This window comes from Ruegeria sp. BG9, from assembly GCF_056538305.1.
In genome coordinates, this window is record NZ_JBQFSY010000003.1 from 111,739 (window position 1) to 133,377 (window position 21,639).

The window sequence follows — 21,639 nt, forward strand, 5'->3', positions numbered from 1 at the left end:
TTGGGGACAGACCGGTGAACGTAGAACACGCTGAAACATTCGTATTTCACTATGTGATTCCTGTTGGTGCTTTGATCTATGTCAATCAACTCGCGGTCGCAGGTCTACGAGGCTGAATCCCAACCAACTGTCGTTTGTCGTCGAACTTAAAGGCAAAGCAAACATGTCAGGCGGTTTGAGATTTAGGGTGGAAGGCAATTCGCAATGCTCTGGAACCTGTTACCAGCACTGGGCGGCATCGGCCTGTTCCTTATCGGCATGCTGTTGATGACGGACGGTTTGAAGGCGTTGGCAGGTGCGCGACTGCGAGATATTTTGGGCCGGTTCACGTCGACACCGTTTACCGGGGCGGTAACGGGCGCGGTCACGACAGCAGCTATCCAGTCTTCCAGTGCGACGACCGTCGCGGCCGTCGGATTCGTCGCGTCTGGTCTTCTCACCTTTCCCCAAGCGCTTGGGATCATCTTCGGGGCCAATATCGGAACGACCATGACAGGTTGGCTCGTCGCGCTCTTGGGGTTCAAGCTGGACCTTGGGCAAGTGATGTTGCCCGTTGTTTTTGTTGGGGCTTTGCTGGCGCTTTCGGGAAAAAAAGCGGTTGCCGGCTTTGGGCTGGCGTTGGCCGGGTTCAGCTTGATTTTCATTGGAATCGAACAACTCAAGTCCGGGCTTGACGCCTTTCGCGGCGTAGTTACCCCTGCCGATTTTCCGCCAGATACACTACTGGGCAGGCTGAAGCTTGTATTGATCGGTGTCGTTATCACGATGGTGACGCAGTCTTCGAGTGCTGGTGTAGCAACAGCGTTGGCTGCGTTAAGCGCGGGTGCCGTGAACTTCCCTCAAGCAGCGGCTCTCGTCATTGGAATGGATGTGGGGACAACTTTCACCGCTGTTCTGGCCACCTTGGGTGGGGGCACGATGGCGCGTCGAACCGGTTTTGCGCATGTGATCTACAATGTGATGACAGGAGTAATGGCATTTTTTCTGCTGGGGCCGTTTACTTCGGTCTTTGTAAGTGGGACGGGGGCCGGAAACTCACTGACTGCGCTTGTCGCGTTCCATAGTTTCTTCAACGCCATAGGCGTAGCGCTGATCTTGCCGTTCGCGAAACCCTTCGCCAGATTTATCGAGGCGCTCGTACCCGACAGGGGTGCTGACTTAACGCGATCTCTGGATCCGCTGGTTCTTGGGGTGCCGGAAATAGCGGTGGATGCAGCAAAAGCTTCAGTCGAACAAATTGTAAGGGCCGAAGTGGGGCACCTTCGGTCATGTATGGGGGCATCTCTGCCAAGCGGACCCGGCTATGGGCGGGACAACATTGAGACAGCTGTTTCTGAGGCGCGCTCGTACCTAGACAAGATTGAACTGCCCAGCAGGTCCGAGGCAGAGATATCCAGCATCAAGGGTATGTACCATGTCCTCGACCATCTTGACCGGCTGCTTTACCGGTGTAGCCAAGATGATCGGATAAGTGAGCTACCAAAAGACCGGCGTTTGAAGCGGCTTGCTTCGGTGTTGATTTCAGCAACTGACGGCTATTTAGAGATCGACGATCCGGTGCAGTGTGAAAACACGCTGAACCGCCTTCGCCGTTTTCTGCGGCGACAGAGGAAACTTCGCAGAGACTTGCTCATCTCCGACGCTGCAACTGACAATCTGCCGGACGACGTGGTTTGGGCTCGGCTGGATGCCCTCAGATGGTTACATCGCGTGTCTTATCACCTCTGGCGCATTCGTTGGCATTTGAACGCATTGGAAGGAGCGCCGTCTGGGCGCAGGGGTGGTGAGGTCAATGACGAACTGGCGCAGTTGGAGGCTAGCCTGGATTAGATTCGGCACTAGCTCAATCGTTCTTCGGCTGAAACGGCAATCTTCGTGCTTAAGCGTGCAACATGAGCAAGGTCAAAGAAGTTTCTTAAGGATGCGGTTTAATAAGATCTGCATCCGGGGCAGCACATTGGAGGAGCATATGAAGATTGTTCGCGGGGTTTTACTGGCACTGTTCGTCACGGGACCTGCACTGGCGCAGGACGTCAGCGTCGACGAAGGGCGTGATTTGTACCGGACGTATTGCTGGCAATGTCACGGTTTCGAAGCGACCGGAGACGGGCCGATGGCGGAAATGATGGCTATTCGAACGCCCGACCTTACCAAATTAGCGGGCCAAAACGACAGTGTTTTTCCGACAGATCGCATAGCTGAACAGATTGATGGTCGATCCCAATTGCTCGCGCATGGGGGCGAAATGCCGATCTTTGGCGCGGTGTTTGAAACAGACCAACAAATCGCGGTGGCTTTGCCCAACGGGCAACGAATGATGGTTGGCCTGCCGTTGGCGAATTTGCTCGCCTTTTTGGACTCGATCCAAGCCGACTAGTCACGGACCAATCTGCTAGTCCGTATCAGCCGTGCGTCTGATTGACATGAGAGTCAGTGGCGGCCCCAACACTTCGAAGGCCACAGTGCTGGCAAGAGTAAAGGCCATGATGGACGATGCCCAGTTCGGAAATTGCTCTCCGGCAACGAGGGCCATTCCTACCGCGACACCAGCCTGTGGCAACAAAGCGGGGCCGTACCAGCGGGTCTGATGGCGAGGCAGGCCGCCCAGTCTCGCTCCGCAATACCCTCCTACAAGACGGGCCACGGCGCGTAAGATCAGGAAAAGAGCACCAGCCCAGCCCATCAAGCCGAAGGCTTCGATATCCAACGTGGCGCCAGCCAACAGGAAGAACAGGATCATGAATGGCCACTGAATGTGCTCGATCTCATGAAAAGCACGGTCGTGATGGCGGGCAAGATTCCCGATAACTGCGCCCGCAACCATGCCTGCTACCAAGAAGGAAACCTCCAGCCAAAGCGCGAGGCCCGCTGTCAGAAAGACTATGCCCACTGCTTCTGCCTGCATTGGCTCTCCCGGTTTCAAGCGGCCGGTCAGGTAAGCGGATGGCACGCCCAGTGCGGCACCCAAAAGAATCGCCCCTCCGAAATCCCACATTGCTGTGGTCGTGACGGTGGTCCAACCGTCCGAATGACCGGCCAGAACCAGGGCGATGCTGAAAACGATCAGACCCCAAGCGTCATCAATTGCGACGATGCCCTTCAATGTCTCAGTGAAGCTGTTAGACACTCCAGATTGCTTGATCACGTCTGTCATGGCGGCCGGAGCTGTAGCCGTGGCAATTGCCGCCAGCACCAATGCCAGCCCGAAGGGTACGCCGATTGCGGTCAATCCAGCAGACACGATAACAAGAGTTGCAATCACGATTGAAATCGAAATCGTCAGAATGGCTCGGCCGTGCCGAACCAGGTTCTCGCGGGTCAAAGATCCTCCAAGAAGGAACGCGACCATCGTCAAGGCCACGATGGAAATCTCGTCGAACCACATTGCAACGTCGAGTGGGATCAGCCCTATTCCGGCGTTCCCTGCTATCAGACCGAGGAAAAGTAAGGTTGTAACACGAGGAAGATGCGTGGCCCGACCTACTTGGTCGGCCGCCAATCCGGCTAGAAAGAGGACGCCAAGAGTAATCAGAAAGCCGGCAATTTGCATAGAAACCCAAGCGTTAAGTTCTTGTCTAAACTACTCTAACTCCAACACTGCCTTCTAGGAACCGATGTCGGACAGAATGCGGGGGTCCCGTCGCAGCTTTGGCCGAAGACCTGAAAAATAAGGGATATTGATCTGTATTAAGGCGAAAGCGTGCCGCAAGTGGCAAAATGACTCATTCAGGAAATGAGGAGGAACTTTCGATGCCGACAAAGAAAACTAACACAAACAGCCCGACCTCACTGTTGGATGTTTTCAAGCAAATGCAGCCACCCATGTCTGGCAATCCGGCCTTAGGAGCCCAGATCGAACAATTTTGGGACGCGCAAGAAAAATTGCTCGAAGAAACAGAGGCCTTTGCACAGCATTGGTTCGAACGGCGTCATGAGGCGGTTCGGACGGCTTTGCAAGCTGCACGCAAAGTGTCTTCGGCAAACCCGTCCGATCCATCGAAAGCCTTTCAGAGCATGGCAGAATGGCAGCGCCATTCGGCTGAACGGTTGGTTGCTGACGCGCAGGAATGGTTCGAAACCGTGTCCCGTTGTGCGTCTTATGTCGCTGAAACCGAAGTTGAAGCTGTTGAGAAAACAGTTGGTGATGTTGCAGCCGCTACAAAGAGTGCGGGGAAGTCTTCAAAGTCTGAGCCTGTGTAGGTTTCCTGCTGCCAAAATACCAAACTGAAATCATCTGAGCAGTAGATAGGAGGTCAAATGTACAAGAATATCCTGATCCCGGTTGCTCTGGACAAAGAACACGACACACAAGCGTCGTTTAAGGCCGCGCGCCAATTGGCTGATGCGGACGCTGTTTTCACCGTTGTGCACGTCCAGGAGCCTATACCGGCATATGTGGGTTCTCAGATCCCAAGCGAAGTGCTTGCACATACGCGGCATGAGATATTGGAGAACCTGCATCAGACTGCCTCTGAAATTCCAGACGCGAAGGCACAGCTCATCTCCGGGCATGCGGGTAGGGCTATTGTCGACTTCGCAAATCAGAACGACGTTGATTGCATCGTCTTAGCGTCGCATAAGCCCGGATTCGAGGACATATTTCTAGGTTCCACTGCGAACAGAGTGGTGCATCACGCCAAGTGTTCGGTTCACGTAATTCGGTGATCCAAAGCTAGCGATACGAGCTTCTTTTGTAATGGCCCCTTACTTGCTGAACCAAAATAAAGGTCTTATCGGAGGAACTAGTCTAGGGTCGGGCAAGGGGCTTTCGTAGCTCCTGCTCACTAAAGGCGAGCTCCCTTCAAGTGTTTTAGAACCAGCCCAAAAATCATTCTCTTTGCGGTGATTCTATGTGTTTGGTTTCCTCTGTTGCTTTGGAATGTGGGAGACCTGATGCATGAGCGTGGCATCGAAGTCAGCCACAAGACCGTGCGGTAGTGGTGGAACTGGTTTAGCCCGATTTTCGCATCGGAAATTCGGATAAAACGGATCCAGCAGTTGCGGGCATACCCAAAATTGAAATGGCATGTCGACGAAGTGTTTGTTTAGATCAATGGAAAGCGGCTAGACCTGCGGAGCGTCGTTGATCACGAAAGAGAGGTGTTCGAAGCTGTCGTTACCAATCGCCGAACCAGGCGGAAAGCATAGAAATTAATAGAGAAATTTTGGAAACGCTACGGTGTTGCGAAGAATGTGGTCACGGATCGTTTCGTATCATTTCGGACAGTTCTCAGGGAACTTGGTGCCAAGGGAAAACAACAAACGAGCAGGTGGCTCCACAACCGCGTTGAGAATTCGCACTTTCCTTTCCGACGACAATAATCCGATTGCCGTTACTTAAACTTGTCAGCTTGCGCTGGGTTGGGTTTCCAGGCGCGCCTGATCAAAAGCGGTAAGGGACAGCGCGTGTTTTCGATCTCGAGCAATCGCGGAAAGCGTGTCATGTCCACCCCCCCCCCAGCGATGCGCGTTATAGAGCTGGGGGACAAGGCAGATATCGGCGAGGGTTGGGGTGTCTGCGAAACTGAAGTAGGTGTTTTGCGGCAACAGCGCCCGGTAGGCGGCAAATCCTTCGGTCATCCAACGGTCGAACCAAGCGGTCTGCCCGGCGGAGTCCATTCCAATTTGAGATTTGAGGTAGGTCATAACCCTCAGGTTATTCACCGGGTGGATGTCCATCGCGATGGTGTACGCAGCGGCTTGGACTCGTGCGCGCAACAGGGGTTGGGCGGGCAGCAGCTGAGGTTCTGGGGCGATGGCCTCCAGATAGTCGATGATCGCAAGCGACTGGGTCAGGGCCGTGCCGTCTTCGAGAATCAGAGTTGGAACACCCTTGCCGGGGTTGAGCGCGGTATATGGGACCGAGCCTTGCTCTCCGGCGACCAGATCGACCGGGCAGTAATCGTAGCTGAGGCCCTTGAGATTCAAGCCGATGCGAACTCGGAACGAAGTCGTTGAGCGCCAGTAGGAATAGAGTTTCATGATATTGTCCCGTCGTTGCTGCAGCATTGTTACATTTGTAACGAAATTCAACCTGAAAAACCGTGACGTGAACCTGGCGTTTGCTTGAGGCCGGGTTCAGTGTCCGTCTGAATACTCGATGTTGACAAAATCAGGGTGTTGCTGTGACAAGCAGAGGGGGCATGTGTGAACTTGAAGTTGTGCCCTTATGTAACCGTAGCGCATACTAAAACTTCGGGCTGCGGCCCGCCCGCGATACCATCCGTCAAGCCGATTGAGGGGTCTTGAGTAATGAACATAGCCTGCTGGTCTGGCCCCAGAAATCTGTCCACTGCGATGATGTATGCCTTTGGCGCGCGCGCCGATTGCGCCGTCTGGGATGAGCCGTTCTACGCGGCCTATCTGGCTGAGACCGGGCTGCATCATCCGATGGGAGATCGGATCATCGCCGAGGGCGAAACGGACCCCCTTCAGGTCGGGCGGGGTTGTGCAGCTCAGCCGCCCGAAGGTAAGGCGCATATCTACCAGAAACACATGACCCAGCATATGGTTTGGGGCTTGGATCAGCCCTGGATGGATGGGCTGAAACATATCTTTCTGATCCGCCACCCCGCGCGTGTGCTGGCCAGCTATGCCGCAAAACGCGAAAACCCGACGCTAGAGGATATTGGTTTTGTGCAACAGGCCGAGATCTACAATCTGATCCGCGCGCGAACCGGAGCAGGCGTGGTCGTCGACAGCTATGATATCCGTCAGGCGCCCGAACAGATGTTGCGGAAACTATGTGCGGCAATTGATCTGCCCTTTGACCCGGCCATGTTGTCGTGGCCTGCGGGCGGCCATCCGTCGGACGGTGTGTGGGCCAGCCACTGGTACGGGGCCGTGCATGCCTCAACCGGTTTTGCGGGCGCTGAGGGGGAGTTACCGACCTTGCCGCCTGCGCTGCAATCCGTCTGCGATGCGGCGATGCCATATTATGAGCGGCTCAAATCGGATGCACTTGTTCTGGAAGGTGATGCATGACAACTGAACTCTCAACCCACGACGCGGAATACGATGCCCGCAACGAGGACCTGAAAATCTGGGTTGATGGCGCGTTGGTTCACAAGGATGAGGCCAAGGTTTCGGTCTATGATTCCGGCTTCATGCTGGGCGACGGCATGTGGGAGGGGCTGAGGCTCTATGATAGATGCTGGGCCTTTTTTGACGAACACATGGACCGGCTGTTTGACAGCTGCAAGGCCGTGTCTCTGGACATCGGCAAAACGCGTGAGGATATTCGCGAGATTCTGGACGCCACCGCTGCCGCCAATGGTGCGACAACCGATGCTCACGCGCGACTGATGATCACGCGCGGTCGCAAGGCCAAGCCGTTTCAGCATCCCAAGCTTTCGCGCTGGGGGCCGACGATTGTGGCCATCGTCGAACACTCCAAACCGGCCGAAGCGCTGACCGCGCGGGGGATACGTTTGGCGACCGTGCCACAGGTACGGGGGTTGCCGACCAGCCAGGACGCGAAGTTCAACAGCCACTCCAAACTGAACTGTGTCATCGCCTGTTTGCAGGCGGAACAGGCAGGCGCGGATGAGGGGCTGATGCTGGACCCTCATGGGTTTGTGAACACCACCAACGCCTGCAATTTCTTTGTCGTGCGCAAGGGCGAGGTTTGGACCTCGACCGGGGACTACTGCATGAACGGGGTGACGCGGCAGAAGGTGATCGACCTGTGCCGCGCCAATGACATACCGGTTTTAGAAAAGAACTACTCACTCTACGAGGCCTACGGTGCGGATGAGGCGTTTCTGACCGGCACCTTCGGCGCGCAAACCCCAGTGGCCGAGATCGACGGCAAACAGATCGGAGAGGGCAAGGCTGGTCCGATGACATTGCAGATTCGCGCGCTCTACAAGGAACTGGTCGCCCGGAACGTGGCCGCGCAAACGTGATCCTTGGCCAACCAGCGGGGTCGTGATCGCGCTGTTTGGGGTGCCCTGCCTCAAGGAAAGTAAGTGCCATTTAGTGCGGATAAAAAAGCAATTTTCATCTGGTCTAGGCGTTCAACAATATCTATGATAGCGCTAACTTTGAGGCGCGAGCAGCCGCCATTCAGACGTAAACGCTAAGGCATCCGCCGCCTTGGGTGGAGTTGGGACCTGTTCGGCGGTCATATGAGCGCAGTAACTTGGGTCGGTCTTCAAGTTTGCCTTTGGATACGACCGGAGTTGTCGCGACACTGCGCGACCCGCTGGGGAAAAGGGGAGGCGATTTGCAGATTGAACAGGTGCGGTTGCAAGACAAAGACATGTCCGTCAGCCTCCTTAACTATGGCGCGATCACCCAAGGGTGGTGGATAGACGATACGCCGTTGATCCTCGGCTATGGCGATCCTCAGGCCTATCTGAACGATCCCTTTTATCATGGGGCAATTGTCGGGCGGGTGGCGAACCGGATAAAGGGTGCAGGCTTCGATCTTGCAGGCACGCGATACCGGCTGGACCCGAACGAGGGCGCCAACACACTGCATGGCGGGGCCGAGGGCCTGTCCCGCCAAATCTGGACACTGCAGCAGCTTTCGGAACGCGAGGCGTTGATGACCTACCTTTCGCTACATGGCGAAGGCGGCTTTCCGGGCGAGGTCAGGTTTGAGATGCACGTCTCGCTCAGTTTTCCCAATCTGATCTATACCATCACGGCCCAGCCGGACCGACCAACACCGATTAGCATTGCGCAGCATAACTACTATACATTTGGCAGTCCTATGGGCGTTGAGGATTTCAGCCTCCGAATAAATGCCGATCATGTGCTGGAAACCGATGCGCAGGGTGTGCCAACCGGCAACCTGCAAGACGTACAAAACACGGCTCTGGATTTCAGGACGCCGTGCCGCCCGGGCAAAAACGTCGATCATTTCTACGTGTTCGACAGCGATCGCGACGCGAAGCAGCCAATCGCCACGATTGACGCCGCAAATGGGCTGGGATTGCACATATTCTCGGATCAGGCAGGGGCGCAGGTCTATTCTGCTGGTTCACTGGGGGCACCGTTTCACGTAGGCGCCGGTCTGTGCGTTGAGCCATCCGGCTATCCCAACGCGCCCAACATCAGCGGGTTCCCCAGCATGGTTTTTTCACCTGAGCGGCCCTATCATCAGACACTTACACTCAAACTCACAGGGACCTAGGCATGAGGGTATTTTCGGCGATTGGAATGATGGGATTGGCCTCGGCCACACAAGCGCTAGAGCTTGGCCCACCTCCCGAATTCGCGGAACCCGATCTGGCTGTTGTCGAACTGGGGCAGTTGCTGTTCTACGATCCGATCCTGTCGGGAAATCGCAACATCAGCTGCGGGTCGTGTCACCATCCGCGTCTGGGCACGTCCGACGGGTTGTCGCTGGGCGTGGGTGAGGGCGGCATCGGGCTGGGAGTGAAACGTGCGTTGGACCCCGAAAACCACCCGGAACAGCGCATTCCCCGCAACTCTCCGGCCTTGTGGAACCTTGGCGCGGACGAGTTCACGGTCTTCTTCCATGACGGGCGGCTTGAGGCTGACGCGAGCCGCCCCAACGGCATTCGCACTCCGCTGGGAACGCATATGCGGCCGGGGTTCAAATCCGCCCTCGCGGCGCAGGCTATGTTTCCAGTGCTGTCGCCGGACGAAATGGCCGGGCACTACTCCGAAAATGAAATCAGCAAAGCGGTGCGTCTGGGTCTGCTGACGCAAGAGGGCGGGGCCTGGGACCTGATCGCCGCGCGTGTCGCAGCCATTCCCGAATATCAGAAACGGTTCGAAGACGCTCTGCCGGGGGAGGAGATCACCTTTACGACAATCGCCAACGTGCTTGCCGATTTCATCGCCTTCGAATGGAGGGCCGACAACAGCCTGTTTGATCGGGCGATGCGCGGAGAGGCCGAGCTGCCGCCTGATGCGCAGGCTGGGTCGGATCTGTTTTATGGCGAGGCTGGGTGTAGTTCCTGCCATTCCGGATGGCTCCAGACGGATCATGGGTTCCACGCCATCGCCATGCCTCAGATCGGGCCGGGCAAAGGTGCGCGGTTCGAAAGTCACGCTCGCGACGATGGTCGCATGCGGGTGACCGGTGAGGCCGACGATGCCTTTGCCTTCCGTACACCGTCGCTGCGCAATGTGACCCTGACCGCCCCTTATGGCCACAGCGGAGCCTATGCCGAGTTGGAGGATGTGGTGCGCCACCACCTTGATCCCGTGGGGTCGTTGCAGCGGTATTCGCTGGAACAAGCACGTCTGCCCGCGTTTCCGGGTGCAGATGATCAGAAGGCTTTAGGCGAAACGACCGAAGCTATCGCTGCAGCCAATAGCCTGGATCCGGTTGCGTTAAGCGATGATGAGGTTAACGCGATCCTCAGTTTTCTGAACACCCTTGAAGACCCGGCCCTAAGGCTTGGTGTTCCCGAAACCGTTCCCAGCGGGCTGCCTGTGGATCAGTGATGGAGGCGGATGATCTGGTTGGCGTCATACGCATGCCAGTCGCTTGTGGAACCATCCGGCCAGATCATCCGAAGTTCGACTGCCTCAGCCGGTCCCAATCCGAAATGATGTAGGCCTGAGGTCCCCCCGGCATGGCCTCCGCCAATGGTGATTTCACGGGTCTGCAGGCCGGACGGCGTTCGCATCTCGATAAACCCACCCACCGCAGCACGGTTGGAGGTGTTCTGAGAAACATCGACCAACACCCAATTCCCGCCGGTGGTTGTGTTCTGGTGAACCTCCAACGGCGCGCCTCGGTTGACGACCACCAGATCCAGATGGCCATCATTGTTCAAATCAACCAAAGCGCCGCCGCGCGACTTGGCCATCGAGGCCACGCCCGCCTCGGCGGCGGCTTCGACAAACGAGCCATCAGGCTGTTGCAGCATCAGGTTGTTGGGGTCGTTCAAAGCCGCGACCGGCATCTGTTCGACATTGCCTTTTGTCACGAAAATATCGTCCAGCCCGTCGTTGTTGGCGTCTCCGAATTGCGCATGCCATCCGGTCGAAGGTCGCCCGTCGCCGCCAACATGCGGTCTGTGCGCGGTGGTGCCTTTCTCATAAGTCGCATCGCGCCAGGTAGGGCTGTCGTTTGAGGCGTCAAATACCTGAAACTTCTGGTCGCCCATCGACGTCAGGTAGACATCGGGGAACCCGTCCCCCGTCAGATCGCGCGAGGCGATCCCCATTCCCCAGATCGAATAGGGCAGCCATCCGTCGTCCTCGGTGTACAGCCGCGGTTCAGCCTCCATCGCCCAGAGCTGCTCCTGCCCGCCGCGCACGTAGTAGTGGCGATCATTGCTGACCCGCAGGTCCGCCCGACCCGTGCGCGCCCAGTCGGAAAACAGGATCGACAAAGAGCAATAGCCCGGTTCCAGTCGTACCGGCGCGCCGTAACCTGATCCTTCAGGACGATAGAGGAGCGTCGAACCGCAGGTTTCGAACGGACCCTCGGGGTCAAAACGGTCGACATAGGTTCCGAAGGCCAGCGTTGGCAGCGTCTCGCCGTCTTCCCAAGTGGCCGAGAAACCGGTTGTCCAATGATCGTCCGACTGGAAGTTCAGATCGGGAAATGGAGCAAACTGGCAGTCGGGCTGGCCTTGTAGCAAAAGGTCCTCACCAACCCTCAGAACCGCCAGATCCTGAAAGCCGTCGCCGTCGACATCCAAAGGATAAGCCCCGGTCACACCGTTCAGGGACAGGGCCTCTGGCGTGTCGACGCGGAAAGACAGGTCGCCGTCCGAGACGTTGCGAAACAGTTGCGACGGGTTTGATCCACCTGCGGCGAAGAGGTCGGGCAGGCTGTCGCCATTGCAGTCGAACACCGCAACGCCTCCGCCCACGAAATGTTCCCACCCGCCGTCATAGACATGTTCGGCAACTTCGATCTGCTGAAAGCTTGGTACGGGCTGATCGGCCGCAACAGCTGTGGCGCTTGCCAGTATGAGGGCGCACTCACGATGCATGGGCTGGCATCTCGCGTATCTTTAAGGTCGAGACCTGTTCGATGGCATAAGCAATGGCGCCTTTGGCCCACATGGTGTCATCCCACTGGTTGACCTTGATGTCGGGCAGGGGGGCATCCACATGGACGACCCCCTTACGTATCCGCTCCATCACGCTGTCGGAATAGAGGTGCTGAAAACTGACCTGACTGCCCGAGATGATGATACATTCGGGATCGAACAGGTTGATCAGGTTCGAAACACCCATTCCAAATATTTGCCCCGCCCGATCCAGCACGGACAAGGCATGTTGATCACCGGACTGCGCGTTGTCATGCAGATCGGCAATGGTGATCTGGTCGCGACCCTGACCGGCAATAGAGGCTTCTCGGATCAGCGCGTATTCCCCGACATAAGCTTCAAGACATCCGTGCTGACCGCATTGGCAGAGCGCGCCATCCAGTTGCACCTTGGTATGGCCAAATTCAGCCCCGCATCCGCGCTCGCCCCGGTAAAGTTTGCCGCCCAGCACGATCCCCAAGCCGACACCGTGTTCTATCGTGATAACAAGGAAGTTTCGCAGCCCCTTGCCCAGCCCGAACAATTGCTCCGCCTTTGCAACAAGATTTGCGTCGTTTTCAATGAAGACAGGACAATCAACCTCTTGCTGCAGAAGCGGTCCAAGGGGCACGTTTCGTTCCGAGATCGAAGAGGACCAATGGACAAAGTTATGCTCGGCATCAATCAGGCCCGCGATCCCGATCGAGACCCCTGCGATATCCGACATTGAAACGGACGCAGCCGCGCAGGCGCTTTCCAGCGCCTTTCGGATGGTTCGGGCAAAGTCGAGCGGCGTCATGCAGGCTTCGACCAGCGGGTATTTGATCGACGCTATCTCAAGACCTTCGAAATCTGCGATCAGAACCGAGACATAGTGGCGTGTGACTTTGAACCCAGCGATCAGCAATGATCCACCGTTCAACTTAAGCAAAACACGGGGCCGCCCGCGCCGCGGAGATCCGGACTGAGGGTCGCCTTCAACCTCATGGATCAGCCCCGCAGACAACAGGTCTGCCGTTGCGGTGGTGACGGTAGCGGGGCTGGTCTGCAAAGCACCCGCAATATCAATGCGCGAGATCGCCCCCTTGCGGCGGATATGCTCCAGCACGCGCAACCGCGTTACGTTCCGCTGCTCGGTAGAGATAGAAGAGGCTTTGTTTTTCAGCATCTTGCCCTCGCGAATCTCGTCTTGGCATTCACCTTAGTCAGATTCTCATGTTAGCGATAGCATAAATATTTTGCCGACTGAAATAAATGTGCTACTCAGGTAGGTGAAGTCCTCGAATCACTTCGAAGGGACTCGAACAACCGGGAGGAAAGCATGAAGAAATTCCTAAGCATTTCAGTCGCGGCTGCTCTGATGAGCACGGCTGCCTTCGCTGAAACCGTCGTTGGCGTCAGCTGGTCGAACTTTCAGGAAGAGCGTTGGAAGACTGACGAAGCCGCGATCAAATCCGCGCTTGAGGCAGGCGGTGCCGAGTATATCTCTGCCGACGCGCAGTCGTCTTCTGCAAAGCAGCTGGCGGACATTGAAAGCCTGATCGCACAGGGCGTGGACGCGCTGATCATCCTTGCGCAAGATTCGCAGGCGATTGGCCCGGCGGTTCAGGCCGCGGCAGACGAAGGTATCCCGGTTATCGCATATGACCGCCTGATCGAAGATGACCGTGCATTCTACCTGACCTTCGACAACGTCGAAGTTGGCCGCATGCAGGCCCGCGCGGTGTTCGAAGCGATGCCCAAGGGCAATTACGTTATGATCAAAGGTTCCCCGACTGACCCGAACGCAGACTTCCTGCGTGGCGGTCAGCAAGAGATCATTCAGGCCGCTGTCGACAGCGGTGACGTTGTAATTGTCGGCGAGGCTTATACCGATGGCTGGCTGCCCGCCAACGCACAGCGCAACATGGAGCAGATCCTGACGGCGAACGAAAACAACGTGGACGCCGTGGTGGCCTCGAATGACGGTACTGCCGGTGGTGTTGTTGCTGCGCTGACGGCGCAGGGCATGGAAGGTATCCCGGTCTCGGGTCAGGACGGTGACCATGCCGCGTTGAACCGCGTCGCGCTGGGCACCCAAACCGTATCCGTCTGGAAAGACGCGCGTGAGCTGGGCAAAGCCGCAGGCGAGATCGCAGTCGCGCTGAGCGGTGGCACTGCTGCAGGAGATGTTGAAGGCGCGGTCAGCTGGACGTCGCCCGGTGGCACCGAGATGACTTCGGTCTTCCTGGCACCTGTTCCGATCACAAAAGACAACCTCTCGGTTGTTGTGGACGCAGGCTGGATTCCGCTGGAAGACCTGTGCCAAGGCGTGGAAAACGGCCCAGCCCCCTGTAACTAAACTACCATAATTCCCGGCCTGCACAGGCGGGCCGGGATCCCAATCGCTGAACATGAAAGATCGGATATGACCGAAACTTCGTCTCAGCCGGTACCCCAGAAAAGCAAGCAAAACTTGTTCCAGCAGCTTGAGCTGGATATGCGGCTATTGGGTATGATCGGCGCGTTTATCATCCTTTGCATCGGGTTCAATATCGTCACTGATGGGCGTTTCCTGACCCCTCGCAACCTGTTCAACCTGTCCATTCAGACCGTGTCGGTTGCGATCATGGCCTGTGGCATGGTGTTCATCATTGTGATGCGCCACATCGACCTTTCTGTCGGCGCCTTGCTGGCGACGACATCCGCCGTGATGGCCATGACCCAGACCGAGCTTTTGCCGAACATGCTGGGCATGGGCCTAAACAACCCGGCCACCTGGGCGATCACTCTGGTCGTTGGGCTTGCGGTCGGAACCCTTATCGGGGCTTTTCAAGGCTGGATGATCGGGTACCTGACAATTCCCGCCTTCATCGTGACCCTCGGAGGGTTTCTGGTCTGGCGTAACGTCGCCTGGTACATGACCGATGGCCAGACCATTGGCCCGCTGGATAGCACATTCCTGATGTTCGGCGGCACCAACGGAACGCTTGGCACCACGGCCAGCCTTTTGTTCGGCCTTGCCGCCACAGCCGCCGCGATCTGGGCGCTGTGGAGTGCGCGCCGGTCCAAGGCCGCACATGGTTTCCCGGTCAAACCCGTCTGGGCTGAAACAACGCTGGCCGGGATCATCGGCATCGCGATCATGGGCTATGTCTTCATCGTCAACAGCTACGCCATCCCGACCCGCCGGCTCGAGCGTATGTTCGAAGCGCGTGGTGAGATCATGCCCGAGGGTCTGGTCGTCGGCTACGGCATCCCGATCTCGGTTCTGATCCTGATCCTGGTGGCAGTCACACTGACCGTCGTGGCCCGCAAGACCCGGTTCGGTCGCTACATCTTTGCAACTGGCGGCAACCCCGACGCGGCTGAGCTTTCTGGCATCAACACCCGTATGATGACCGTTAAGATCTTTGCCTTGATGGGTTTCTTGTGTGCGCTGTCCGCTGTTGTGGCTTCCGCCCGTCTGGCCAACCACTCGAACGACATTGGTACGCTGGATGAGCTTCGTGTAATTGCTGCAGCCGTCATTGGCGGGACCGCCCTGTCCGGTGGTCTGGGGACGATCTATGGTGCGATCCTGGGGGCCCTGATCATGCAGGCGCTGCAATCGGGGATGGCGATGGTCGGTGTGGATGCACCGTTCCAGAACATCGTCGTCGGTGCTGTGCTCGTCCTGGCTGTCTACATCGACATCGTCTATCGCAAACGTTTGGGAGCGAAATGATGCAAGCTGAAGAAACGCAGAACACAAATTCGGGTCGCGGCTCTGGCAAGCCGCCTCTGGTCGAAATGAACGACATCTCGATTTCCTTCGGGGGCATCAAGGCGGTGGATCACGTGTCGGTCGACCTCTACCCCGGCGAAGTTGTGGGCCTGCTGGGCCATAACGGGGCAGGGAAGTCCACGCTGATCAAGGTCCTGTCCGGCGCCTACCAGATGGACAGCGGCGAGATCCGGATCGACGGTGAAAAGGTCGAGATCAACAACCCTCGGGACGCGCGGGCCAACAATATCGAGACGATCTATCAGACGCTCGCTTTGGCCGATAACCTCGACGCCAGCTCGAACCTGTTTCTGGGGCGCGAGATGGTGACACCGATGGGGTTGGTCAACGATGCCGCGATGGAGGCCGAGTGCCGCAAGATCATGGGCCAGCTGAACCCGAATTTCCAGAAGTTCAATGACCCGGTCTCGGCCCTGTCTGGCGGTCAGCGTCAGTCGGTTGCGATTGCCCGGGCGGTGTATTTCAACGCGCGCATCCTGATCATGGATGAACCCACAGCCGCATTGGGACCGCATGAGACCCAGATGGTTGCGGAACTGATCCAGAAGCTCAAGGCGCAGGGGATTGGGATTTTCCTGATCGACCATGATGTGCATGCTGTGATGGAACTGTGTGATCGGGCTTCGGTCATGAAGAACGGTCAATTGGTCGGAACCGTCGACATCCCCGATGTCACCGATGATGACCTGCTGTCGATGATCATTCTGGGCAAAAAGCCCGGCGAAAAGACTGAGTGAGGGAAGACAATGGCGAGTGGTTTTTTTCAAGAGATCGAAAAGATCCGGTACGAGGGCGAAGACAGCAAGAACCCGCTCGCCTTCCGTCACTACGATCCGGATGAAGTCATCATGGGCAAACGCATGGAGGATCACCTGCGTTTCGCCGTCGCGTGGTGGCACTCGTTTGCCTGGGAAGGCGGCGATCCATTTGGCGGCCCGACGCTTGAGCGTCCCTGGCATCCGCAGGATGATATGGGCCGGGCCAAGATGAAAGCCGACATCGCGTTCGAGATGTTCGACATTCTCGGGCAGCCCTATTTCTGCTGGCACGATGCGGACATCCGACCTGAACAGGGCAACTACGCTGATAACCTGAGAACTCTGGAAGAGATCACTGACTATATCGGTGAGAAGATGCAGGTCTCGGGAACCAAGCTGCTTTGGGGAACGGCCAATATGTTCAGCCATCGCCGCTGGATGGGCGGTGCCAGCACGAACCCTGATCCGGACGTGTTTGCCTTTGCTGCCGCCACGGTGAAATCCTGCATCGACGCGACCCACAAGCTGGGGGGCGAGAACTACGTCCTATGGGGCGGGCGTGAAGGCTATGAGACGTTGCTCAACACCGATATGGGGGCTGAGCTTGATCACATGGGCCGGTTCCTGAACATGGTGGTCGAGTACAAGCACAAGATCGGCTTTAAGGGCGCCATTCTGGTTGAACCCAAACCGCAGGAGCCGTCCAAGCATCAGTATGACTTCGACGCTGCCACTTGCATTGGCTTCCTTCGCAAGTACGGCCTTGAGGACGAAGTCAAGCTGAACCTCGAACAGGGGCACGCCATTCTGGCCGGTCACAGCTTTGAGCATGAGATCGCAACTGCGACGGCCGAAGGCATGCTGGGTTCCATAGATATGAACCGCAACGACTATCAGTCGGGTTGGGATACGGACCAATTCCCTAACAATACGCCCGAGGTCGCATTGGCCTACTATCATATCCTCAAGGCCGGAGGCTTCACCACGGGCGGCACCAATTTCGACGCGAAGATCCGGCGTCAGTCGATCGACGCCGAGGATCTGATCGCCGCACATGTGGGTGGTATGGATATCTGCGCGCGCGGATTGAAAGCGGCCGCCGCCATGATCGAAGATGGCGGGTTAGAAGCCGCGCTGGTGGACAGATACGCGGGATGGTCGTCGGACACTGCACAATCCATGCTGTCCTCTGGTCTGGATGAAATCACGGCCCGCGTCTTGGCCGAGGATATTAACCCGCAGCCTCGCTCCGGTCGTCAGGAAATTCTCGAGAACTACGTCAACAGATTCGTCTGAACCGCCACGCTTGGGCGGACTTCCCGCCCAACTACTCTTTCAAAGGCCCGCTGCACGACCTGAGTGCGCGGGCCTTTTTGTGATTATTAGCTCGGGTCGACCTGTTGATGAACCTCGATCACGTTGCCCTCGGGGTCTTGAAAGAAGACCTGATGCCATTCTTTCGCGAAGGTGGTGCCGTAGTCAGAATAGGGGATGCCGCGCTCGTCCAGCAGCTTCAGGAACGCTGGCAGATCGTCGGTACGAAAGGCGATATGGCCGCGTTCCACCGGGTTGATCACTTGCCCGTTCTTGAAGGCGACGTCAAAGGCGCGTTCAGCCAGATGCATCTGCATATGGCCCTCGGTCGCAAAGCGGATCTTGCCGTCATAACCGCTGTCCTCATCGGCCTCGGTCCTCGGGAAATTGTCCTGCGGGATGTCATCCAGCCCCAGCACGTTGGTGTAGAAATCGTGCATGCGATCAACATCATCGGCGACGAAGTTGATGTGATGGAATTCCAGTTTCATACTCTGCCCTTGCCCTGAACATTCGGTGTCTCAGGACCTCTAGCATGTCGGTTCGTTTCTGTGGATGACAAATTGGAAAGGCGACCCCTTTCCGCGGGGTCGCCCGTTTTCTTTATTCGAAGTTGTAGGGCACGCCAGCCTGATTGATGACGCTGTTGTATTCTTGGAAGATGCCGATGATCTTCTGGTGGACTTCGCCTTCCTGAGCAATCTCGTCCCAGAATTCCTTGGCCGCGTTCTCGACTTCGGCCCATTCGCCGGGTGGAACCGAGCGCAACTCCAGCTTGTCACCATTGGCCCGCAACGCGGCTTCGCCACCCCAGTACCACTGGTTCCGATAAGTGTGCCCGGCTTCGATCCCGGCCATCACGACAGATTTCAGGTGATCCGGCAACTCGTTCCAACGCTCTTGGTTGGCGAACCACGATCCGATCCACGCGCCCGAGATGTTGTTGGTCAGGAAGTAGTCGGTCACATCAGCCCAGCCGACCGTGTAATCCTCGGTAATGCCAGACCATGCCATGCCATCCAACTCACCCGTCTGAACGGCCACTTCGGCGTCTTCATAGGGGATGTTCACCGGAACCACGCCGAACTTGGCAAGGAAGCGACCAGCCGTTGGGAAGGTATAGAGCTTCAACCCATCCAGGTCGGCGACCGAGGTGATTTCCTTTTTGGTGTTAAAGTTGCATGGGTCCTGACCTGCGGCGGACAGCCATTGCACACCGACCTTGGCGTATTCGTCCCGCCAGATATCGGCTAGACCGTACTGGTTGAACAGGACAGGAACGTCGAGGATGTGCTTGGTTGCGAAAGGGAAGTACCCTCCGAACACGCGCAGCGGCGTGGGCGAGGCCATCGAGTCATCGTCCGAATGCACGCCGTCGATGGTGCCGCGCTGAAGCGCCTGGAACAGCTCTCCGGTGGGGACGATCTGGTCGGCATAGAACAGCTCGATCTCAAGCTCGCCATTGGCATTGGCGTTGATGTAATCGATGGCCGGTTTGGTCACATGCTCACCCAACGCCCCCCCTGCGTAGGTCTGAAAGCGCCATTTGATCGGGGCCTGCGCTTTGACGATTGCGGGCGCTGCCAGTGTCGCAGGCGCGGCCAAAGCAGCAGTGCGCAAAAATCTGCGTCTTGTTGTTGTCATAGTCTTCCTCTCCTGTGCTTTTTGTTGAAATCGAACCAGTTTTTCCGGCTTCTTCTCTTGTATGCTCAGTTTCCGTAGACGATGCCCGGAAGCCACAATGCAATGTCGGGGAAGGCCATCACCAATCCCAGTGCCACAGCCATCACGCAGACAAACGGGATGATTGAGCGGTAAATGTCTTTGATCGTTACCTCAGGCGGGGCCATGGCCCGCATCAGGAACAGGTTATACCCGAAAGGCGGTGTCATATAGGCGATCTGGCAGGTGATCGTGTAGAGCACGCCATACCAGATCAGGTCAAACCCAAGCGCGCCGACCAGCGGCACATAGAGGGGGGCGACGATGACCAGCATGGCCGTGTCATCAAGGAACGTTCCCATGAGCAGAAAGCTCAGTTGCATCAGGATCAGGATGATCCACGGGTTCAGGCCGAGTTGAACGGTAAACAGGTTCTCAATTGCTTTGACCGCGCCCAGACCGTCGAAGACGGCCCCAAAGGCGAGTGCGGCGAGGATGATCCACATGAACATGCAGGTGATGCCCAGCGTCTGCTTGATCGAGGTTTCAAAGACCTGCCATGTCATGCGACGTTTCAGAACGGCCGCCATAAAGGCCGCAATTGCTCCCAAAGCCGAGCTTTCCACCAAAGATGTCCAGCCATTGACAAAGGGCACCATCATCACAGCGAAGATGCCCAGCGGCAGCAGGCCGGCCCCTAGCAGGCGCATCTTTTCGCCCCATGTGACCTCTGCGCGTTCCTCCGCGCTCATCACGGGGCCGAGTGCAGGGTTTATGCGGCAGCGGATGGCGATGTAGATGATGAACATCGTGGCCATCATCAGGCCGGGGATCACGCCGGCCAGCCAGAGTTGCCCGACCGGCTGGCGCGCGATCATGGCGTAAAGGACCAGCACGACTGAGGGTGGCACCAGAATGCCCAGTGATGATCCGGCCTGTATCACGCCGGTGACCATCAGCTTGTCGTAGTTGCGGCGTAGCAGCTCGGGCAGGGCGATGGTGGCTCCGATCGCCATACCAGCCACAGACAGTCCGTTCATGGCTGAGATCAGAACCATCAGGCCGATTGTGCCAATGGCCAGCCCTCCGGACAGGCCGCCCATCCAGACGTGGAACATCCGATAGAGGTCATCGGCAATCCGTGACTCCGACAGGATGTAACCCATGAAGATGAACATCGGCAGGGTCAGAAGGGGATACCAGCGCATCACCTTGATCGCCGCCGCAAAGCCGAGATCGTATCCTCCGCGGTCCCCCCATAGGAAGAATGCTGCAACCACAGCAACAAAGCCAATAGCGCCAAAGACCCGCTGACCAGTCAGCAGCATCAGCATCATGGTCGAGAACATGAGCGCGGCAATCAGTTCGTAGCTCACCCGCGATGCCCTCCTTCAAGGTCTTCCGGGGCCATGTGGACGGGCTCATCATCCTTTTTGCCCATGTCAAAGCCTTTGAGGCGCAGGATGTCCTTGCAGAGTTCCGAGATCGCCTGAAGCAGCATCAGAAAGATGCCGATAACCATGATGGTCTTGATCGGCCAGATATAGGGCCGCCAGGCCGAGGAGGAGCGCTCTCCACCATATTGGAAGGAATACATCAGGCTGTCCCAGCCGCCCCAAAGCAGAAAGCCGAGGTAGGTAATCAGAAACAACACGGTTAGCGCGTCGATCTGGCTTTTCTTGCGGTCCGTCCATTCACCATAGAGCAGGTCCATCCGGACGTTCGCGCCCATCTGCATCGCGTAGGGCCCGCCCAGCATGTAATAGGCCACCATCGCGAACTGCGCCATTTCCAGCGTCCAGAGGGACGGCACGAAGAATGTCTTGGAAACCGAGGAATACAGCAGGATCGCCATCATCACGAAGATGCCATACATGATCACGCGACCCAGCATCCGGTTGGCGCGGTCGATGAACCGCACATAAGTCATCATGGGTCCTGTCACGAGAGGCAGACTTTCAGGCGTTTGGGGTCATCAGACCGAACGCAACCATGCCGAGAGCGATGCTGACAGCAGCGCGTGATCCGGGCAATGCATTGGTTTGATTCAGTGTTTTTGCTCACGCTGGTATCAGAACGAGATGGTTGGATTCTGTCAAGCACGGCTTCGGCTCAGGGCTTGCAAAACCCGACTCAGTGGTGACCGCCCGGAAATGGCCTGCCTTTT

The 21,639-nt window shown here is 57.2% G+C and carries 20 protein-coding genes and 1 pseudogene; 13 read left to right on the top strand and 8 right to left on the bottom strand.

The annotated features are described in order from the left end of the window. Positions 1-204 precede the first annotated feature (204 nt). Together ACR0I8_RS06390 and ACR0I8_RS06395 are read left to right on the top strand one after the other, a co-directional pair. Positions 205-1,830, top strand: coding sequence for a Na/Pi symporter (locus ACR0I8_RS06390; protein ID WP_170689804.1), 1,626 nt, complete (start codon positions 205-207; stop codon positions 1,828-1,830). Between the two features lie 139 nt (positions 1,831-1,969). Beyond that, positions 1,970-2,377 (top strand): c-type cytochrome, encoded by a 408-nt coding sequence (locus tag ACR0I8_RS06395; RefSeq protein ID WP_480702901.1) that lies wholly within the window; start codon positions 1,970-1,972, stop codon positions 2,375-2,377. Between the two features lie 15 nt (positions 2,378-2,392). Here ACR0I8_RS06395 and ACR0I8_RS06400 read toward each other — a convergent pair whose 3' ends face one another. Further along, positions 2,393-3,550 (bottom strand): cation:proton antiporter domain-containing protein, encoded by a 1,158-nt coding sequence (locus tag ACR0I8_RS06400; protein WP_170689806.1) that lies wholly within the window; start codon positions 3,548-3,550, stop codon positions 2,393-2,395. A 200-nt stretch (positions 3,551-3,750) separates the two neighbouring features. On the opposite strand from ACR0I8_RS06400, the gene ACR0I8_RS06405 reads away from it, so the two are divergent. The 3 genes and pseudogenes from ACR0I8_RS06405 to ACR0I8_RS06415 form a co-directional block, all read left to right on the top strand. Further along, a complete protein-coding gene (locus ACR0I8_RS06405) occupies positions 3,751-4,200 on the top strand; it encodes a phasin family protein (RefSeq protein WP_170376182.1) in 450 nt (149 codons plus the stop codon). 57 nt (positions 4,201-4,257) lie between these two features. Then, entirely contained in the window at positions 4,258-4,665 is a 408-nt protein-coding gene (locus tag ACR0I8_RS06410; protein ID WP_170689808.1) for a universal stress protein, read from the top strand. 162 nt (positions 4,666-4,827) lie between these two features. Beyond that, positions 4,828-5,319, top strand: a pseudogene (locus ACR0I8_RS06415) (DDE-type integrase/transposase/recombinase); the annotation flags it as partial. 27 nt (positions 5,320-5,346) lie between these two features. Here the strand turns inward: ACR0I8_RS06415 and maiA are convergent. Continuing rightward, positions 5,347-5,982 (bottom strand): maleylacetoacetate isomerase, encoded by a 636-nt coding sequence (gene maiA, locus ACR0I8_RS06420; RefSeq protein WP_480702903.1) that lies wholly within the window; start codon positions 5,980-5,982, stop codon positions 5,347-5,349. Positions 5,983-6,252: 270 nt separating this feature from the next. Between maiA and ACR0I8_RS06425 the strand changes: the two genes are divergently transcribed. The 4 genes from ACR0I8_RS06425 (at position 6,253) to ACR0I8_RS06440 (ending at position 10,428) form a co-directional block, all read left to right on the top strand. After that, positions 6,253-6,984, top strand: a complete 732-nt coding sequence (locus ACR0I8_RS06425; protein WP_170689812.1) for a sulfotransferase-like domain-containing protein — start codon at positions 6,253-6,255, stop codon at positions 6,982-6,984. Then, a complete protein-coding gene (locus tag ACR0I8_RS06430) occupies positions 6,981-7,907 on the top strand; it encodes an aminotransferase class IV (RefSeq protein WP_170376192.1) in 927 nt (308 codons plus the stop codon). The genes ACR0I8_RS06425 and ACR0I8_RS06430 overlap by 4 nt, the downstream gene beginning before the upstream one ends. Before the next feature lie 335 nt (positions 7,908-8,242). Continuing rightward, positions 8,243-9,142 carry an aldose epimerase family protein gene (locus ACR0I8_RS06435; RefSeq protein WP_480702984.1) on the top strand — a complete coding sequence of 300 codons (900 nt, stop codon included), beginning with the start codon at positions 8,243-8,245 and terminating at the stop codon, positions 9,140-9,142. A 2-nt stretch (positions 9,143-9,144) separates the two neighbouring features. Next, positions 9,145-10,428: a cytochrome c peroxidase gene (locus ACR0I8_RS06440; RefSeq protein ID WP_170689816.1), complete on the top strand. Its 1,284-nt coding sequence runs from the start codon at positions 9,145-9,147 to the stop codon at positions 10,426-10,428. Here ACR0I8_RS06440 and ACR0I8_RS06445 read toward each other — a convergent pair. Both ACR0I8_RS06445 and ACR0I8_RS06450 read right to left on the bottom strand, forming a co-directional pair. Beyond that, positions 10,422-11,933, bottom strand: a complete 1,512-nt coding sequence (locus ACR0I8_RS06445; RefSeq protein ID WP_170689817.1) for a CRTAC1 family protein — start codon at positions 11,931-11,933, stop codon at positions 10,422-10,424. The two genes, ACR0I8_RS06440 and ACR0I8_RS06445, sit on opposite strands and share 7 nt — an antisense overlap. Continuing rightward, positions 11,923-13,140 carry an ROK family transcriptional regulator gene (locus ACR0I8_RS06450; RefSeq protein ID WP_170689819.1) on the bottom strand — a complete coding sequence of 406 codons (1,218 nt, stop codon included), beginning with the start codon at positions 13,138-13,140 and terminating at the stop codon, positions 11,923-11,925. The genes ACR0I8_RS06445 and ACR0I8_RS06450 overlap by 11 nt, the downstream gene beginning before the upstream one ends. Before the next feature lie 153 nt (positions 13,141-13,293). On the opposite strand from ACR0I8_RS06450, the gene xylF reads away from it, so the two are divergent. From xylF to xylA, 4 genes are all read left to right on the top strand, one after another. Continuing rightward, on the top strand, positions 13,294-14,313 hold the full coding sequence (gene xylF / locus ACR0I8_RS06455) for a D-xylose ABC transporter substrate-binding protein (RefSeq protein WP_170470315.1): 1,020 nt from the start codon (positions 13,294-13,296) through the stop codon (positions 14,311-14,313). Positions 14,314-14,379: 66 nt separating this feature from the next. Beyond that, positions 14,380-15,678 carry a sugar ABC transporter permease gene (locus ACR0I8_RS06460; protein ID WP_170376204.1) on the top strand — a complete coding sequence of 433 codons (1,299 nt, stop codon included), beginning with the start codon at positions 14,380-14,382 and terminating at the stop codon, positions 15,676-15,678. Then, positions 15,678-16,475 (top strand): ATP-binding cassette domain-containing protein, encoded by a 798-nt coding sequence (locus ACR0I8_RS06465; protein ID WP_170470561.1) that lies wholly within the window; start codon positions 15,678-15,680, stop codon positions 16,473-16,475. The genes ACR0I8_RS06460 and ACR0I8_RS06465 overlap by 1 nt, the downstream gene beginning before the upstream one ends. Positions 16,476-16,484: 9 nt before the next feature. Next, positions 16,485-17,792: a xylose isomerase gene (xylA, locus tag ACR0I8_RS06470; protein WP_170689821.1), complete on the top strand. Its 1,308-nt coding sequence runs from the start codon at positions 16,485-16,487 to the stop codon at positions 17,790-17,792. 86 nt (positions 17,793-17,878) lie between these two features. Here the strand turns inward: xylA and ACR0I8_RS06475 are convergent, their stop codons facing one another. The 4 genes from ACR0I8_RS06475 to ACR0I8_RS06490 all read right to left on the bottom strand — a co-directional run bounded on the left by ACR0I8_RS06475 (position 17,879) and on the right by ACR0I8_RS06490 (position 21,405). Further along, entirely contained in the window at positions 17,879-18,301 is a 423-nt protein-coding gene (locus ACR0I8_RS06475) for a VOC family protein (protein WP_170487806.1), read from the bottom strand. 112 nt (positions 18,302-18,413) lie between these two features. Then, positions 18,414-19,454 carry a TRAP transporter substrate-binding protein gene (locus ACR0I8_RS06480; protein ID WP_170376212.1) on the bottom strand — a complete coding sequence of 347 codons (1,041 nt, stop codon included), beginning with the start codon at positions 19,452-19,454 and terminating at the stop codon, positions 18,414-18,416. A 65-nt stretch (positions 19,455-19,519) separates the two neighbouring features. Further along, a complete protein-coding gene (locus ACR0I8_RS06485) occupies positions 19,520-20,848 on the bottom strand; it encodes a TRAP transporter large permease subunit (protein ID WP_170689823.1) in 1,329 nt (442 codons plus the stop codon). Beyond that, positions 20,845-21,405 carry a TRAP transporter small permease subunit gene (locus tag ACR0I8_RS06490; RefSeq protein ID WP_170376848.1) on the bottom strand — a complete coding sequence of 187 codons (561 nt, stop codon included), beginning with the start codon at positions 21,403-21,405 and terminating at the stop codon, positions 20,845-20,847. Before ACR0I8_RS06490 ends, ACR0I8_RS06485 begins: the two co-directional genes overlap by 4 nt. Positions 21,406-21,639 lie beyond the last annotated feature (234 nt).